Below are 15631 nucleotides of genomic sequence, written 5' to 3' on the forward strand. Positions count from 1 at the left end.
GCGCGCCCGGGGGTAGCCGGGTGCAGCCGGGCACAACCCATTAGCTGCGCTTTTTGGCGCGGGGATGGGCGGCGTCATAGACACTCGCCAAATGCTGAAAATCCAGCGAGGTGTACACCTGGGTAGAGGCAATGCTGGCGTGCCCCAGCAACTCCTGCACCGCGCGCAGGTCACCGCACGATTGCAGCAGATGCGTGGCAAACGAATGACGCAGCACGTGCGGATGCACATTCGCCGGAATGCCCGCGACGATGGCGGCATGCTTGACCCGGTCGCGCACGCTATTCATCGGCATGCGCTTGCCACGGGTGGACAGAAAAAGCGCATGAGGCTCCTCGCGCAGCCATTGCGGACGAACCGCGAGCCACGCCCGCAGTGCCTCAAGTGCCTTCTGCCCGACTGGCACGGTGCGCCGCCGGTTGCCCTTGCCCAGTACCATCACCTCCGCTTCCGTCAGATTCAGCCAGCCGGAAGAACGATAGCCCTCCTGCTCAACAAACTGCACATCCAGCCCAACCAGTTCCGCCAGACGCAAGCCCGACGAATAAAACAGTTCGAGAATCGCGCGATCACGCAGCCCTACTGCATCGTTATCCATCCGGGCATTCATTAGCGTCTGGGCATCGTCGACTGACAGCGCCTTGGGCAACGGTTTGGCTTGCTTGGGGGCGCGCACGCCGGTTACCGGATTCGACGGCAATTCGATCTGCCCCGCCAGCCAGTGATAAAACACGCGCCATGCTGACAGCCGGTGCGCCAGTGAGCGCGGCGATAACCCGCCGCCATGGGCACGCACCATAGCGCCACGAATATCTGCCGTGTTCAGGCTGGCGAGCGGGCGGCCAGCGGCCAGTTGCTTCAATTGTTCGAGTTCGTGGGTATAGCCGCGCAAGGTATGCGCCGACAGCCGGCGCTCATGTTCAAGCATCGACAAATAGGTGGCGACTGGATCGGCGGCTGTCATGGCGGCTGACACGGCGGGCATCCTTTAACGCGGCAACAGACGGCTCAGCGCAGCACTGGCGAGCGCGCTGATCTGAGTCAGAAAATCCGTGGCCATGCCGTCATGGAAACGCCGCGCGTCAGGCGAGCCCAGCACCAGCAAGCCAAAGGCCGGAGCATCGGCGGCGGCTTCCGGATCACGCAGCGCCAGCAGCGCGATGGACTCCGTTGCATTGCCCGCCCCGGCCTCAGTGGCAAGCGCCTCATCCGGCACGACCGTGGGCGCGACAGCACCGGGCACCACCAGCCATTGCGCGGCTTCGAAACCGGTGTTCACGCCGCAGTACGGTGTTGCCAGGCTATTGGCGAACAAACGCATTTCTTCGCCTGCCTGGCGTGTGAAAGCGGCTTGCGTATAAGGCTCGGCCAGATCCCAGACGCGCAACGCGGCTTGTGGCACGTCGAATACTTCGCGCAGGCCCACCGTGATCGTGCGGGGCAGTGCGTGCGGATCGCGCTCGGCCATCACGCGCGCAGTCCAGCGCGTGAAACGGGCGGCGATGCCGTCATTTTCATGGCCGTAACGCAGCAGCTCAGCGAGCCGGCGCTCAAGCAACTTGTTCTTTTCCCGCAGCATTTCCATCTGCCGCTCTTGCAATGACACAGCAGCTTTGCCATGCGGGTTCGCCAGCCGGATCGTGGCCAGCATCTCAGCGTGCTCGACAAAAAACTCGGGCGTAGCCAGCAGGTATTCAGCGATTTCTCGGTCGTTCATGATGTCCGCTAACAGGAATAAGGAATGGGTGCCGTCGCTCTGGCACTGCAAGCAGGCCGGGAGGCTAACCGGCCAGGTCGATTTCGCCTGAAAAAACTGTGATGGCGGGGCCCGCCATCATGAGGGGCGCGTGCTCACTGGCCGCATCCCAGGCAATCGTCAGCACGCCGCCATGGGTCTGCACCGTGACGGGCGAATCCAGCCAGCCCCGGCGCATTCCCGCCGCCACTGCCGCGCATGCGCCCGTGCCGCAAGCGAGGGTTTCACCCGCGCCGCGCTCGTAGACCCGCAGCTTGACGGCATGCCGTCCGACGATCTGCATAAAACCCGCATTCACGCGCCGGGGAAAGCGCGGATGCTGCTCGATCAACGGCCCCTCAAGCGCAACTGGGAACGCCTCTACGTCGTCAACGAGCTGCACCGCATGGGGATTACCCATCGAAACCACCGAAACCCAGCGCGTCACGCCATTGATTTCAAGCGGCCAGAGCGTGTCATCGCCTTCGCGGCGAGCTTCAAGGCCACGCGTCTCGAACGGCACGCGTTCTGGCTCGAAGACCGGACGGCCCATATCGACGAGGACTTCGCCATCGTCTTGCAGGGTGAGGGTGAGAAGACCGTTTTGCACCTGAACGCGAATCTGGCGCTGGGTGGTCAGTCCGCTGTCGTGAACAAATTTGACGAAGCACCGCGCGCCATTGCCGCAGTGCTCGACCTCGCCGCCATCGGCATTGAAGATGCGATAGCGGAAATCGACACCTTCGATGGTGGGAGGCTCAACCAGCAGGAGTTGATCCGCGCCGATGCCGCGATGGCGTTCGGCTAGCTGGCGGATTTGCTCTGGGGTGAGAACAACAGGATGGGTATAACCGTCAAGCACGATGAAATCGTTGCCTGCGCCATGCATTTTGGTGAATTTGAGTTTCATCGCGCCATTGTAATGGGACTCAGCAAGCAGGCTGGCGGCACAAGTGCCGCAAAAGTGCCTCAATACACGCCAGGCTCGCCGGGCGGGCGCGTTTTGAAGCGCTTGTGCACCCAGTAGTACTGCTCCGGTATACGCGGAATCTGTTGTTCCAGAAAGGCATTCATCCGGCGCGCGTCGGCTTCGTCGTCGCCGCTGGGATAGTTGTCCCATGGCTTGAACACTTTCAGCCGATAGCCTTTGTAATCAGGCAGCACTTCGCCAATAAACGGCACCACTTGGGCGCGCCCGACTTGCGCCAGCCGTCCGACCGCCGTCAGCGTGCAGGCCGGCACGCCAAAGAACGGCACGAACGTGGAGTTGCGCATGCCGTAATCCATATCCGCACCCAGCATCACGGGCTTGCGTTCACGCAGCCAGCGCAGCACCACACGGGCGCTGTCGGCACGGCTGGCCATTTCGGCATCGAAACGGCCGCGGGCGGCTTTGGCGGCGGCATCCAGCTCGGCATTCGACATCGGCTGATACAGCGAGCCGCAAGTGCGTTTAAGCGAATAGTTCAGAAAAATCGAACCCGCCTCGATACCCACAAAGTGAAAACCCAAAAACAACGTGGGCGGCAAATCAGGATCTCTCAGATCAATTTCGCTATCGAGCTGAATCAGCTTTTCGAGTTTTTTCGCTGAACCGAACCATTGCACGCTGCGCTCCAGATAACTGCGGATCGCATGACGAAAATGCTTCTGTGCGATCACTTCGCGGTGTTCCGCGCTCCACTCCGGAAAGCACAGCGACAAGTTGATATGGACAATCCGTTTACGCTGGCTGGGTATCTGATACAGCAGCCAGCCTAGTCCATCCCCCATCCGGGCAATGCAGCCATATGGCAGCAGCGCCAGTAGTTTTAACAGCCCGATAGCCAGTTTTGCGCCTAAATGGCTCAGCATGCAGCGCCTCCATGCAAAGCGCCAGATATTGCCGTATCTGGCCAGAATAAAAATAGATTAGTAGTTCGCGCGGGCAGGCACCCGACGACACATTAAGAGTTCGCTATAATAGTGGCTTCGCCGAGTTAATAGACAACTTGCGGGGCGAAGCGAGCCGGATGCCATGTAAAGCAGCACACATCGTATCCGGCCAGGTTTTCCGCTAAAGCGTCGCCGCTTCAATCTTCCGAAGCTGGCTACGTGAAATTCAACCGTAACCACAAGGGAGCACAAAGTGGCCAATAATTTTCTCTTTACTTCTGAATCCGTTTCAGAAGGCCATCCAGATAAAGTCGCGGATCAAATCTCCGACGCCATCCTCGACGCCATCCTCGCGCAAGACAAATACTCCCGTGTCGCAGCAGAAACCCTGTGCAACACGGGTCTTGTCGTTCTGGCAGGCGAAATCACCACCACGGCGAATGTCGATTACATCCAGATCGCCCGTGAAACCATCAAGCGCATTGGCTATGACAACACCGACTACGGGATTGATTACCGTGGTTGCGCCGTGCTCGTCGCCTACGACAAACAATCCCCGGATATCGCCCAAGGGGTAGACCGCGCGCATGACAACAACCTCGATCAAGGTGCGGGCGACCAGGGCCTGATGTTCGGCTATGCCTGCGACGAAACCACCGAACTGATGCCGTTGCCGATTCACCTGTCGCACCGTCTGGTCGAGCGTCAAGCCAATCTGCGCCGGGATGGCCGCCTGCCATGGCTGCGCCCGGATGCCAAATCCCAGGTCACCGTGCGTTATGTCGATGGCAAGCCGCACGCCATTGATACGGTCGTGCTGTCGACCCAGCATTCGCCCGATATCGAGCTGTCCACATTGCGCGAAGCCGTGATCGAAGAAATCATCAAGCCGATCCTGCCCGCAGAGCTCATCAAAGGCGATATCAAGTTTCTCGTGAACCCCACTGGCCGTTTTGTGATTGGTGGCCCGCAAGGCGATTGCGGTCTGACCGGCCGCAAGATCATCGTCGACACCTACGGCGGCGCAGCACCTCATGGCGGCGGTGCGTTTTCGGGCAAAGATCCATCGAAGGTGGACCGTTCAGCCGCTTATGCAGGCCGTTATGTAGCGAAGAACATCGTCGCAGCGGGCCTCGCATCGCGCTGCCTGATCCAGGTTTCGTATGCGATTGGCGTGGCGGAGCCTACTTCGGTGATGGTCAACACGTTTGGCACTGGCCGCGTTTCTGATGCCACCATCACGCGTCTGGTGCAAGAGCACTTCGACCTGCGTCCAAAGGGCATCATCCAGATGCTCGACTTGCTGCGCCCGATCTACGAAAAAACAGCGGCTTATGGCCACTTCGGCCGTGAAGAGCCTGAGTTTTCGTGGGAAACCACCGATAAAGCGCTGCTTCTGGCCGAAGCCGCTGGCACGGAACCTGTCGCAGTCCTTGCCTGACCATGCTGTAACGCAGGTTGCCTGGCGAGCCGCCAGGTAAGCACATTGCGATAAAGCAAAAACCCGTCTGACGCGCTTTCGTCATCAGACGGGTTTTTTGTTTCTGGGCCAGCGACGCGTCATGCGCGATGAATTTTTGTGCGGGCGGCTGGTAAAAATAGCTTCTGCAGGTTTCCGGCCGTCAAGCGGCTCCTTTATGATCGCGCCTTTCATTCACCCAACCTGGCCGCCGCTTCGTACCGGCAGCCACACGCGCAAGGGTGAAGTCTCAATGATTATTTGGGCCAGGCCGCGTCTTCCTGACGTATGGCCGCGCCATTCAGGCAATCATGCGCGCATCACTATCGTTTTCTCTGCTTGGCCCTTTGCAGCTTCAGCGCGCTGGCATGCCGCTCACGCTGAAATACAACAAGGCGCGGGCGTTGCTGGCATGGCTGATTCTCGAACCTAGCTTTCATACCCGCGACCACCTCGCTGAACTGCTATGGCCCGGGCGCACTACGCAAGACGGCCGGGACCGGCTCAAGCGCATGCTGTTTCATTTGCGCACGACGCTTGACGAGCAACTGGTCGAAGCCAACCGGCACACCCTTCGCCTCAATCCCAACCTGCATTTCCAGTGTGACACCCGAGAATTTTTGCAGCACACCGCGCGTGGCCTGCATGTCGTGGATGGCGCAGGCAAGCTCCATTCACGCATGCAACTGAGCACGCTAGCGCGAGCGGCTGAACTGTATCGCGGCCCGTTCCTTCAAGGGCTTGAGGTCACAGATGCCCCCTCGCTGGAACAGTGGCTTCAGACCCAGCGCCAATCCTTTGCTGGCCGTGCCGAGGCGGTCTTGCGCGATCTGGCGCAGGGCCATGCGCGGCATACCGCGTGGCATGAAGCGAGCACCCACGCGCGGCATCTCGTCGCCCTGGCACCTGCGGACGAAAGCGCCTGGCAGCTACTGCTCAACATTCTGGTAAAGAGCGGCCAGCAGGCAGAAGCCCAGATCACGCTGGCGCATTGCATTAAAACGCTAGCCAGCGAACTAGATACGCAACCGTCGGCTGAAACCTATGCGCTCGCCGCTGGCAGCGCCTCAGCTCATCCATCACCCTTGATTGCTGAGCCGCGTTATCTGCGCCGTCAGGTCACCGTGCTGTGCTGCGATCTGCGTGCCAGCGCCTGCACCGATCCGGAAGATCAGCTCGCCTTGCTGGAGCCATTGCGGCAACGCTGCGCGCAATGGCTGCGAGAAGCGGCCGGTTACGTCAGCCTAGAAGCGCGCGGCAATCTGCTGGCGTACTTTGGCTTTCCCACAGCGCTTGAGCGTGCGGCCCAGCAAGCTGTCCACGCTGCACTCGCGGTGCTTCAGGCAACCGGTTCATCAAGCGGCGTCGCGCTCCGGATCGGGCTGCATTCCGCGCCAGTCGTGGCCTCAGAGGCCGACTGCACGCCAGACTGCGCGGGCATGGCAACGCGCATCGCAGAACAGCTTGCCGCGCAGGCCGGTGCCGGATCGCTGGTAATCAGTGACGCCACCCGGCATCTGCTTGACGCAGCGTTTGTCTACACACGCTGCGGCACGATGAACCTCGCCGAGGTGCAGGCTTATGAGGTGCGTGGCTGGCGTCGCACGCAGGTGCCGCGTCAGCCACTCTCTGGCCGCACGCATGCGTTAGAAGCACTCGCGCACGCCCGCGCGCGTCAGCATGCGGTGCTTGTCACCGGTGAAGCAGGGATCGGCAAAACCTCGCTGGTGTCGGGCTATCGCGCCGCACTGGGCTTACCTGGCCTGGATCTCGCCTGCGAGCCTGATGGGATGGATACAGCGCTGCATCCATTCGCTCGCCATATGCGCGTATGGCAGCACGGTGCGGACTGGCACGGCGGCCGTGCGGCACTAGCGGCATTGCGCGCCAGCGCCGCGCTGGCCGCGCTGGAAACACCATCTGAACCGCCCGTCCAGGCTCTGCGCCAGCCAGCCTCAGCGGCCAATCTGTCGCTCAGGCGCGAAATGACGCTAGGACATCTGCGCGAAAACCTCGCACGTCTGGTCCCGCCAGGCGGACTGCTATGGATTGACGATCTGCAATGGGCTGACCCGCTGACGTTCGCCTTTATCGTCAGCCTGCTCGATACGCCATTACCTCAACGCTTCCTGATCCTGAGCGCGCGTCCGTCCTTTCGTTTGCCCGCCAGTGCGCTGGCACGCCTCACGCGGCAACGGCTTGGCCCGCTGGAACAGCCAGCGCAGGAGCATCTGTTCAATTACTGGTCTAACGGCGCGGAGCTGGATCCGGCCCGCCGTGAGCAAATCCTCCGCATGGCCGATGGCGTGCCGCTCTTTCTCGAAGAATGTGCCCGCGACATACTCGCCACGCCCTTTACTGCCGCTCATGCGGAATCCGGCACGATTCCTCCCCGCTTGCACGACATGCTAGTGGCGCGCCTTGATGCCACCGGAGAGGCCAAAGCCGTCGCGCTCTGCGCAGCGCTCATCGGTAATGAGTTTTCTGTGACGCTTCTGGCTGAGGTGCTGGACAGCACACCTGCAGCACTAACACACCTGCTGGATGTGCTCGCCGCGCATCGGGTGATTACGCCGCGCGCCGCAGATAGCTACTCGTTCTGCCATGCATTGCTGCGCGAGGCGGCGTGGCACATGCAAACACGCGTCACACGCGACACGCTGCAACAGCGCATCGACGCGGCGCGCAAAAGCGTGCAGCGAGAGCAGCGTTTAACGGCTTGAACCAGCTTTCTGCGGCGCGGGAGTAGGAGTGAACGTGTGGCAGTGGCAGGCGTTCAGCACCTGCCACTGCCAGCCAAGGGAAGGGGAAGCGGGAGCGCTCAGCGCCCGGAGAAAGCGAACCAGTCGGCGCTGGCTGGTGACATCCGGCGCGGCCGACGCCCCATTCCTGGCAGGCGGGCGGGCAGCGCAACGGGCCGGCGCAACATCGCGGGCCGACGAAACAAAGCACGCGGTAAAAACTGGCGCGAGTTGCCCGGCAAACGCAACGCAGAGAAAAAACGCCGGAACCAGGCACGAACCCCGCTATTCGCCGCATGCATCTCACGCCATTGCGCCGCCAGAGCCCGAGCTCGCGCGACATGGTGCCGCAGCGCTCGCACCACACGGCCACGGGATGGGCGCGTCGCCTGAAAAGCGGCGCGGGTCAGTCTGGAAGTAAAAAAGGTATTCATAGCTTCAATAAGATACAGCGTGACAGTTATCAGGCGATAACCGGTCAAAAAAGTATGCAAAAACTGTGCCTGATAGCCGTCAGACATCCGCCAGATAGCCGGGAAAGCCTGTCAGAAAAGGCATCTGCACCGTGTAGCTGATGTAGTTGATGCCGTTGGCACACCGCATTCAACACAGGCTACACGCGAAATCTGACACCCGAAAGCCAGTTTTTACCCGCTATCTTCTTTTTCTTACCTTCGATTTTCTGTTTTTCTGCTGTATCGCCCATCGCTCCTCAGCTCCCTCTCGCAAAAACGGCCGCGCCTCACGCTGCCAAGGCACTCGTCTTACAATCGCGCATCCGCCAGTAGAGAGCCACAAGCCACGGAACACCCCATGTCAGTCCAGTCGAACCAAGAGTCCATCCAAACCTTGCGCGACCAGGGTTTTGTCGTTGTTCCGGGAATGGTTGCGCCGGAGCGCTGCAAGCAACTCAAACAGATTGCGCAGTTGCAGCTCCAGCAAGCCGCCGCCCCGCTCGAATTCGAAGCAGATTTGCGCTACCCCGGCGCGCCCGATTCAAAACACGCACCAGGCGGGCACACCGTGCGGCGGCTGCTCGACGCTTATGCGCGCGATCCGCTGTTTCAGGAATGGGCCTGCGCGCCGGAGATTAAACGCTGGATGGAGCGCTACTTTGGCGAATCAGCATGTTTATCGCGCGCCCATCACAACTGCATGATGACCAAGCACCCGGCCTATGGCAGCCTCACCGGCTGGCATCGGGATATGCGCTACTGGTCGTTCGAGCGGGATGATCTGGTGTCGGTATGGCTCGCGCTGGGGCCTGAAACCGTCGAGAACGGTGGCTTGTGGTTCGTGCCGCAATCGCATAACGCAACACTCGCGTCCAGTTGCTTTGACGCGGCCCGCTTCTTCCGCTCCGATCTGCCAGAGAACCAAACGTTGATCCAGCAAGCGGTTTCACCCACGCTCAATGCGGGCGACGTCGTGTTCTTCCATTGCAAGACGCTGCATTCGGCAGGCAAGAATCTGTCGGATCAGGTGAAGTTTTCGCTGGCTTTCACGTATCACGGCGCAAGTAATGCGCCGTTGCCAGGCTCGCGTTCAGCGTCGCTGGCGGACGTCGCGCTGTAGCAAGTTGTGCGGCCCGGGGCAGACCGGCGTGCGGGCCTGACGACTCGGATTCGGGCTCGGGCTCGAACCCCGGCCCAAGCCTGAACCCGGGCCCGCTCTGCCAGCCTGGCCATACACTTACCGCTTGCCGCGCCAGACCAGGCCCGTCAGCCCCAATAGCGTCGCCACGACGCCTGCGCCCAGCAACAGCATGGTGCGATCAGTGGGCGTGCCATTGACCACCCGCGACACATCGCTGCTAAACGACTGAAACGACTGCCCGCCAAAGTACAGCAACACTACGCCGCCAACAATCAACGCAAAAGAAAGCGCCTTAACCATGATTCGCCCCAACGATGAATAAAGTCGGCGCAGTTTAGGTGAGGCAACGCATACCGTCCATGCCAGCGCGCTGGCCACCGCCCATGAGCAGGCCAGCCGGTTTCAGCGTAAGCGTAAGCGTGATGCATCAACAGCAACACGCTCTGCCGCGCGAATCAGGCCTGCTTAAAAACCCGTGGGGCCTGTTAAGCGAGCCTCGCGTGCCGCTGCCTCCAATCTGTTTCTAATGGCTACGACTACGGCTACGGCTTACCCGCTACACCAGCACGGGCAAGCCCTCAACCAGCGCAATCGCGCACACCACGCCCAGTAACGCGCCCAGCACGCGCAATACGTTGTGCCTAAACTCGGTCCGGCACGGCAGCGCGCCAACAAAAAGCGCACCGGCTAATGCCATTGGAATCACCAGGATGAAATCGGCGAGGGTGAAGTAGGTGGTCATGATGGGTCTCTCAGCGTCTCGTTCGTTATGGTTCTCAGTACAGCTTTTTATGGCGGCGGCGACTGGGCCGGTATTGGCATGCGAATGATCGAATCACCGGTTTCAACGCCACCATAAGGCCTGCTTTCGAGTATAGGAGAGCGCTGGATCTCCGCACGGGCCCAATACCCCTGGAGCCACCCTGTCATGAATCATGTAATGCCAGCCCAGCAAAGGCTCACAACGAGTTTCCAGACACCTCAGGAAGTATTTAAAACAGCCTCGTTTACTTGCGAAAACCTTTCGCCAGAGCGACCCGCACGTTGCGGCGCTTGCACGCCGTGGGCTGCGGTTTATGATGGCCCCGTCTGCGCCAAAGCGCCCCACAACACAGCCCGCACGGCACTGCTGCACGCTACACGCCGCACGGCAAACGGGCCGATGCGTCAGACAAACCAGGCGCAGGCGGAACCACAAGCTGGCCGCGAGTGCCCAAGCGACGCTTTTATCAACGTCCGGGGCCGTACCTTCTACTGCAGTACGGCTAACGGCAACACAGGGAAAAATCATGCAAGTCGGTTCTATCGTCCGTTCCGTGCATATCGCCGTGCCTGAGGGCGCGCGTGGCATCGTCATGCGTCTTCTGGGCGACATGGCAATGGTGACGTGGTACGCCGGTGAGCCCGGCGTCTCGCCAGCGCTCAATACCGAACCGTTTTTCATCGCGGATCTGATCGACACAGGTGAGCTGGTGCGCCCCGCCAGCACCCAGATGCACTGAGCTTCGCCCCACCCAGCGGCTTGGGCGTGCGCCGCGTGGCACTCGTGTTTGTGCTCGACGCGGCGCACAATGCGCAGCATGACCGACAACCTCCTCCCCCCGCACGACGACGATGCTCACCCCGGCGCTGAGCCTGGCCAGAGCCACAACAGCGCAGTGCCATTCGCCCGCCTCACACCGGAACGCATGCTAGATGCCATCGACAACGCGCTGGCCTCAACCGGCGTGCGCACCGACGGGCGCATGCTGCCGCTCAATAGTTACGAAAACCGCGTCTACCAGGTGGGCGTCGAAGACGGCCCGCCGATGGTGGCCAAGTTCTACCGCCCCGAGCGCTGGAGCGACGCCGCGATTCTCGAAGAGCACGCTTTTGTCGCGGAACTGGTCGAACGTGAAATCCCAGCCGTGCCCGCCCAGACCATCAACGGCCACACGCTGCACGAATTTGAAGGCTTTCGCTTCGCGCTTTTCGAGCGCCGTGGCGGCCGCGCGCCGGATCTGGACCGGCGCGACACGCTTGAATGGCTCGGCCGGTTTATCGGGCGCATTCATGCGACAGGCCAGATCCGGGATTACAGCGCGCGTCCCACCCTCAACCTGCAAACGTTTGGCACAGAACCTCGTGAATTCCTCCTAACGCACCGGTTTGTGCCGGATGACGTGCGTCCGGCGTGGGAAGCCGTGGTGCGGCTGGCGCTTGAGGGTGTCGAACAGGCTTTCGAGCGGGCCGGCACAATTCGCGCGATCCGCCTGCATGGCGATTGCCACCCGAGCAATGTGTTGTGGACCGAGGCCGGGCCGCATTTCGTCGATTTCGATGACAGCCGCATGGGCCCGGCGATTCAGGATCTCTGGCTGTTGCTGCCCGCTGGCCGGGCAGAAGCCTCACGGGCGCTCACCGACCTGCTCGCCGGTTATGAAGATTTCTGCGATTTCGAGCCGCGCGAGCTGTATTTAGTCGAGGCGCTGCGCACGTTGCGGCTGATTCATTATTCGGCGTGGCTCGCGCGCCGCTGGGATGATCCAGCGTTTCCGGCGGCATTCCCGTGGTTTAACACCCAGCGCTATTGGGAAGACCGCATTCTGGAATTACGTGAGCAGGTGGGCGCCATGCAGGAAGGCCCCTTGTGGCCGGTTTAAAACTAGCGAGCCGCTCTTGCAGAAACGCTGCGGTACAGCACGGCACCATAAACCGTATGCGTTACACATAATTTAGATGGAACTTTATTTTTCGCGCTGATCCGCGCTGGGCGGGGCTCAGCGCGAAAATATGCGCGCTCCGCAAGAAATTTTTCAAAAAAAACGGAACGCTTTGATTACGCTTCGTTACAGAGCTGGGGCTTATTTCTTGCCTCTGGCAGATATCGAGCCGACTGGCTAACTGAAAGCTTTGTCGCTGGCACCGTAGTTTTAAATAGTTGATTTAATGAAATATTCGATACATTTTTAATTGCAATCTAAATAATATTTAACGGAAATTAAAGCCATGACTAATTATGCTATTTCGTCGACGACACCAGGCAAAACCATTGCAAGCAACTCAAACACTGGCTCAAGCCAATCAGAAAAATCTGCGCAAATAAATGGCAAATCCGTCACTTATGACAATTCGGCGGCATTAACCTCCCGCCTCGCAAAGAGTTGCCTAACCTGCGGATGCCTCAGCCTTTTTGTGATAGCCGCTGGCATTTCGTACGGAGTCAGAGCCAAAGCCGACAGCGACAGTGCCAGTACAAAGGCAGCCTTTAAAATTCTAATCGCTAGCGTCGTTATCACCGGCGTCTCCTTCGCGTCAACGTGCCTCATCTTCTGCCTTTTGCTTTGCCACTCGATGAAGGCCGAAATGCCAGACGAAGAAAATGCACAACTTTTGCAGCCCCAATAATCTTACGTTTAACCTCTACTCAGTCCATGCACATTAAATTAAAAAAAGACAGTCATATTTAACGACTATCCCTCTTTAATCAAAATCAATCTCAGGGCGAATCATCCCTGGTATTCACTGTCCCTTTTGTGGCGCTTTGCTCTTCAAGCGCTCAAAGGGCATTTTTTACACACCACACTCGGCCACATAACCCGAGTCGCGGATATGGCTGGCCGCACTCACACGCTCCCGCGCCGTCTTTGCCTCCGTAATCGCCAGCCGCTCCGGTAACAGCACGCCGTTTTTTGCCGCGGTGACTTCCGCCAGAATCGACACCGCGATTTCCGCTGGCGTGCGGCTGCCGATATAAATCCCGACCGGCCCATGCAGCCGCGCCAGTTCAGCCTCTGCCAGATCGAACAGCTTCAGCCGCTCACGCCGCGCCGCGTTGTTACGCCGTGAGCCCAGCGCGCCGACATAAAACGCAGGCGTCTTGAGCGCCTCCAGCAGCGCCAGATCATCAAGCTTCGGGTCATGTGTCAGCGCGAGCACCGCGCAGCGCGGGTCAAGTTTCATCTCCAGCACCGCATCGTCAGGCATCGTCCGCACCATGCGCACGCCTGGAATAGCCCATGCAGCGGTGTAGTCGTCGCGTGGATCACACACGGTCACCTGATAATCCAGCCCCAGCGCGATCTGGCACAGATAACGCGAAAGCTGCCCCGCGCCGATCACCAGCATCCGGTAACGCGGGCCGTGGCAGGTCACGAGTTGCGTGCCATCGAATATGACTTCGGCGGGCGTCGCGCTCGATGCCAGCGCCAGACGCGCCACACCGCTCGCCAGGTCCAGCGTGCGGGTCACCAACTGGCCGGATTCCACCACACGGCAGAGCTGCGCGATCCCGCTCGCCTGGCTCAACGGCTCCAGCACCAGTTGCATCGTGCCGCCACAGGGCAGCCCGAAATGATGCGCTTCCTCGGCCGTCATGCCGTAGGTCAGCGTGGACGGATAGGCTTGCTCAATGCCATGGCACCGCACCCGCTCAATCAGGTCATCTTCGATACAGCCGCCGGACACCGATCCCACGACCAGGCCGTCGTCGCGCAGCGCGAGCATCGCGCCTTCCGGGCGAGGCGACGAACCCCATGTCTTCACCACCGTCACGAGTAACCCGCGATGCCCCTGTTCCACCCAGCCAGCGCTGGCTTTCAGGACTTCAAGGTCCACGCTGTCCATCCTTTGCTCCTCGTCGATTTGGCACGACCCGCCTGTCTGGCGGGGTTTGGCCGTGCCGCATGGTCTCCTGGTTACGTCGACGGGCATCAAAAAAAGCCTTGGGACGCGCATGTCCCAAGGCTTTAAAAAAACGGCCTGCCCAGGCAAAAAACCGGGCAGGCCGTTTCAGTCGTCAGTCATGCAAAGGCTTAATGCACCTGGATGCCTTGCCCCAGTTTCGAGCGATGACGCGAATAACCAAAGTAAATCGCCATACCGAGCAGCAGCCAGGCAACAAACGCGATCCAGGTCACCCGTTGCAGGTTGAGCATCAGAAACAGGCACGACGCCACTGCCAGCACCGGCACCACAGGCACCCCCGGGCAGCGGAAAGCGCGCGGCAGGTCAGGATGTGTCCGGCGCAAGATCAGCACCGCCACCGACACCATCGAGAACGCCGCCAGCGTGCCGATGTTAATCAGCTCAGCCAGCACATTAAGCGGCACCAGCGCGCCGATCAGGCCAAAAAAGATGCCAACGATCCAGGTGGTCAGAAACGGCGTGGCAAAACGCGGATGCACCCGCGACAGCGCCGCTGGCAGCAAGCCATCGCGTGACATGGCGAAGATGATGCGGGTCTGGCCATAGCCCATCACCAGAATCACGGTCAGCATCCCCAGCACCGCGCCAAGGTCGATAAACCCGGCAACCCATGGCTGCCCTGCCACCTGCAACGCGTAAGACACCGGGTGCGAAATATGGGCGAACTGCGCTGATGGCACGATCCCCGTCACCACCGCCGCGACCGTCACATACAGCACCGCGCACACGGCGAGCGAGGCGATCAGCCCAATCGGCAAATCACGTTTTGGATTCTTCACTTCCTCAGCTGCAGCGGAGACCGAATCAAAACCGATAAACGCAAAGAACATCACCGCTGCCGCGCCAAACACCCCATGCCAACCGTTGGGCATAAACGGCTGCCAGTTCCCCGGCTTCACATGAAACACCCCGACAGCAATCACCAGCAGCACCACACTGACCTTGACCGCCACCATGAAATTGTTGATCCGGGTCGATTCACGCACCCCCACGGACAACAACGCGGTGACCGCCATCATCACCAGGAAAGCAGGCAGATTAAACAACGTCTGGTGGCCCGGCAGCGCACCAGGCGCGGCGGTCAGCATGGTCGGCAGCGAGACGCCAAAGCCCGCTAGCAGCGATTGCAGATAGCCGGACCAGCCCACCGAGACCGCCGACGTCGCCAGCCCGTATTCGAGCATCAAATCCCAGCCGATGACCCACGCCGCCAGTTCGCCAAGCGTCGCGTATGAATAGGTGTAGATCGAGCCCGCGACCGGGATGGTCGAGGCAAATTCAGCGTAGGCAAGCGCGGCGAAACCGCAGGCAATGGCCGCAATCAGAAACGAAATGGTCAAGGCAGGGCCCGCCTGGACTGCACCGGTGCCGGTCAGCACGAAAATCCCCGTGCCAATAATGGCGCCAACGCCAAGGAGCGTCAGATCCAGCGCACCGAGCGTTTTTCTGAGGCCGGTGCGGTTCGCTCCGGCGATCATGTGCTCGACATTTTTCTTGCGAAAGAGGGACATGGGACAAGGCTCCTGAAGGCACGCGCCA

General features: G+C 60.4%; 15 protein-coding genes. 6 read left to right on the forward strand and 9 right to left on the reverse strand.

The features are described from left to right. Positions 1–40 precede the first annotated feature (40 nt). From xerC to GH656_RS00285, 4 genes are all read right to left on the reverse strand, one after another. Positions 41–964, reverse strand: a complete 924-nt coding sequence (gene xerC, locus GH656_RS00270) for a tyrosine recombinase XerC (protein ID WP_153076495.1) — start codon at positions 962–964, stop codon at positions 41–43. 24 nt (positions 965–988) lie between these two features. After that, positions 989–1717: a DUF484 family protein gene (locus GH656_RS00275; protein ID WP_153074054.1), complete on the reverse strand. Its 729-nt coding sequence runs from the start codon at positions 1715–1717 to the stop codon at positions 989–991. Positions 1718–1781: 64 nt separating this feature from the next. Then, entirely contained in the window at positions 1782–2645 is an 864-nt protein-coding gene (dapF, locus tag GH656_RS00280) for a diaminopimelate epimerase (RefSeq protein WP_153074055.1), read from the reverse strand. 59 nt (positions 2646–2704) lie between these two features. Then, a complete protein-coding gene (locus tag GH656_RS00285) occupies positions 2705–3589 on the reverse strand; it encodes a lipid A biosynthesis lauroyl acyltransferase (RefSeq protein ID WP_153074056.1) in 885 nt (294 codons plus the stop codon). 274 nt (positions 3590–3863) lie between these two features. Here GH656_RS00285 and metK point away from each other — a divergent pair, with 274 nt between their 5' ends. Next, positions 3864–5051, forward strand: a complete 1188-nt coding sequence (gene metK, locus GH656_RS00290) for a methionine adenosyltransferase (protein ID WP_153074057.1) — start codon at positions 3864–3866, stop codon at positions 5049–5051. Positions 5052–5380: 329 nt separating this feature from the next. Then, positions 5381–7792: an ATP-binding protein gene (locus GH656_RS00295; protein WP_153074058.1), complete on the forward strand. Its 2412-nt coding sequence runs from the start codon at positions 5381–5383 to the stop codon at positions 7790–7792. A 98-nt stretch (positions 7793–7890) separates the two neighbouring features. Here the strand turns inward: GH656_RS00295 and GH656_RS00300 are convergent, their stop codons facing one another. Further along, positions 7891–8244: a hypothetical protein gene (locus tag GH656_RS00300; RefSeq protein ID WP_153074059.1), complete on the reverse strand. Its 354-nt coding sequence runs from the start codon at positions 8242–8244 to the stop codon at positions 7891–7893. Between the two features lie 379 nt (positions 8245–8623). On the opposite strand from GH656_RS00300, the gene GH656_RS00305 reads away from it, so the two are divergent. Continuing rightward, positions 8624–9385 carry a phytanoyl-CoA dioxygenase family protein gene (locus tag GH656_RS00305; RefSeq protein ID WP_153074060.1) on the forward strand — a complete coding sequence of 254 codons (762 nt, stop codon included), beginning with the start codon at positions 8624–8626 and terminating at the stop codon, positions 9383–9385. Between the two features lie 117 nt (positions 9386–9502). Here the strand turns inward: GH656_RS00305 and GH656_RS00310 are convergent, their stop codons facing one another. Together GH656_RS00310 and GH656_RS00315 are read right to left on the reverse strand one after the other, a co-directional pair. Then, the gene (locus GH656_RS00310; protein ID WP_153074061.1) at positions 9503–9706 is read right to left on the reverse strand and encodes a DUF3185 family protein; all 204 of its coding nucleotides are present in this window, start codon (positions 9704–9706) and stop codon (positions 9503–9505) included. Positions 9707–9962: 256 nt separating this feature from the next. After that, positions 9963–10148, reverse strand: a complete 186-nt coding sequence (locus tag GH656_RS00315; protein ID WP_153074062.1) for a hypothetical protein — start codon at positions 10146–10148, stop codon at positions 9963–9965. A gap of 547 nt (positions 10149–10695) precedes the next feature. Between GH656_RS00315 and GH656_RS00320 the strand changes: the two genes are divergently transcribed. The 3 genes from GH656_RS00320 to GH656_RS00330 all read left to right on the forward strand — a co-directional run bounded on the left by GH656_RS00320 (position 10696) and on the right by GH656_RS00330 (position 12793). Next, positions 10696–10908, forward strand: a complete 213-nt coding sequence (locus GH656_RS00320) for a hypothetical protein (RefSeq protein ID WP_153074063.1) — start codon at positions 10696–10698, stop codon at positions 10906–10908. Positions 10909–10977: 69 nt separating this feature from the next. After that, positions 10978–12048, forward strand: coding sequence for a serine/threonine protein kinase (locus GH656_RS00325; protein WP_425495842.1), 1071 nt, complete (start codon positions 10978–10980; stop codon positions 12046–12048). 346 nt (positions 12049–12394) lie between these two features. Next, positions 12395–12793 carry a hypothetical protein gene (locus tag GH656_RS00330; RefSeq protein ID WP_153074065.1) on the forward strand — a complete coding sequence of 133 codons (399 nt, stop codon included), beginning with the start codon at positions 12395–12397 and terminating at the stop codon, positions 12791–12793. Positions 12794–12958: 165 nt separating this feature from the next. Here GH656_RS00330 and GH656_RS00335 read toward each other — a convergent pair whose 3' ends face one another. Then, positions 12959–14011, reverse strand: a complete 1053-nt coding sequence (locus GH656_RS00335) for an XdhC family protein (protein ID WP_153074066.1) — start codon at positions 14009–14011, stop codon at positions 12959–12961. Positions 14012–14199: 188 nt separating this feature from the next. Next, positions 14200–15603: a branched-chain amino acid transporter BcaP gene (bcaP, locus tag GH656_RS00340; protein ID WP_153074067.1), complete on the reverse strand. Its 1404-nt coding sequence runs from the start codon at positions 15601–15603 to the stop codon at positions 14200–14202. Positions 15604–15631 lie beyond the last annotated feature (28 nt).

Source organism: Paraburkholderia bonniea (assembly GCF_009455625.1).
Lineage (GTDB): Bacteria > Pseudomonadota > Gammaproteobacteria > Burkholderiales > Burkholderiaceae > Paraburkholderia > Paraburkholderia bonniea.

Coding starts and splice junctions, on each gene's coding strand:
- GH656_RS00310 (WP_153074061.1), bottom strand. CDS start 9,706: ATGGTTAAGGCGCTTTCTTTTGCGTTGATTGTTGGCGGCGTAGTGTTG.
- GH656_RS00305 (WP_153074060.1), top strand. CDS start 8,624: ATGTCAGTCCAGTCGAACCAAGAGTCCATCCAAACCTTGCGCGACCAG.
- GH656_RS00335 (WP_153074066.1), bottom strand. CDS start 14,011: ATGGACAGCGTGGACCTTGAAGTCCTGAAAGCCAGCGCTGGCTGGGTG.
- GH656_RS00330 (WP_153074065.1), top strand. CDS start 12,395: ATGACTAATTATGCTATTTCGTCGACGACACCAGGCAAAACCATTGCA.
- bcaP (WP_153074067.1), bottom strand. CDS start 15,603: ATGTCCCTCTTTCGCAAGAAAAATGTCGAGCACATGATCGCCGGAGCG.
- GH656_RS00320 (WP_153074063.1), top strand. CDS start 10,696: ATGCAAGTCGGTTCTATCGTCCGTTCCGTGCATATCGCCGTGCCTGAG.
- GH656_RS00300 (WP_153074059.1), bottom strand. CDS start 8,244: ATGAATACCTTTTTTACTTCCAGACTGACCCGCGCCGCTTTTCAGGCG.
- GH656_RS00285 (WP_153074056.1), bottom strand. CDS start 3,589: ATGCTGAGCCATTTAGGCGCAAAACTGGCTATCGGGCTGTTAAAACTA.
- GH656_RS00295 (WP_153074058.1), top strand. CDS start 5,381: ATGCGCGCATCACTATCGTTTTCTCTGCTTGGCCCTTTGCAGCTTCAG.
- GH656_RS00275 (WP_153074054.1), bottom strand. CDS start 1,717: ATGAACGACCGAGAAATCGCTGAATACCTGCTGGCTACGCCCGAGTTT.
- dapF (WP_153074055.1), bottom strand. CDS start 2,645: ATGAAACTCAAATTCACCAAAATGCATGGCGCAGGCAACGATTTCATC.
- GH656_RS00315 (WP_153074062.1), bottom strand. CDS start 10,148: ATGACCACCTACTTCACCCTCGCCGATTTCATCCTGGTGATTCCAATG.
- xerC (WP_153076495.1), bottom strand. CDS start 964: ATGACAGCCGCCGATCCAGTCGCCACCTATTTGTCGATGCTTGAACAT.
- GH656_RS00325 (WP_425495842.1), top strand. CDS start 10,978: ATGCGCAGCATGACCGACAACCTCCTCCCCCCGCACGACGACGATGCT.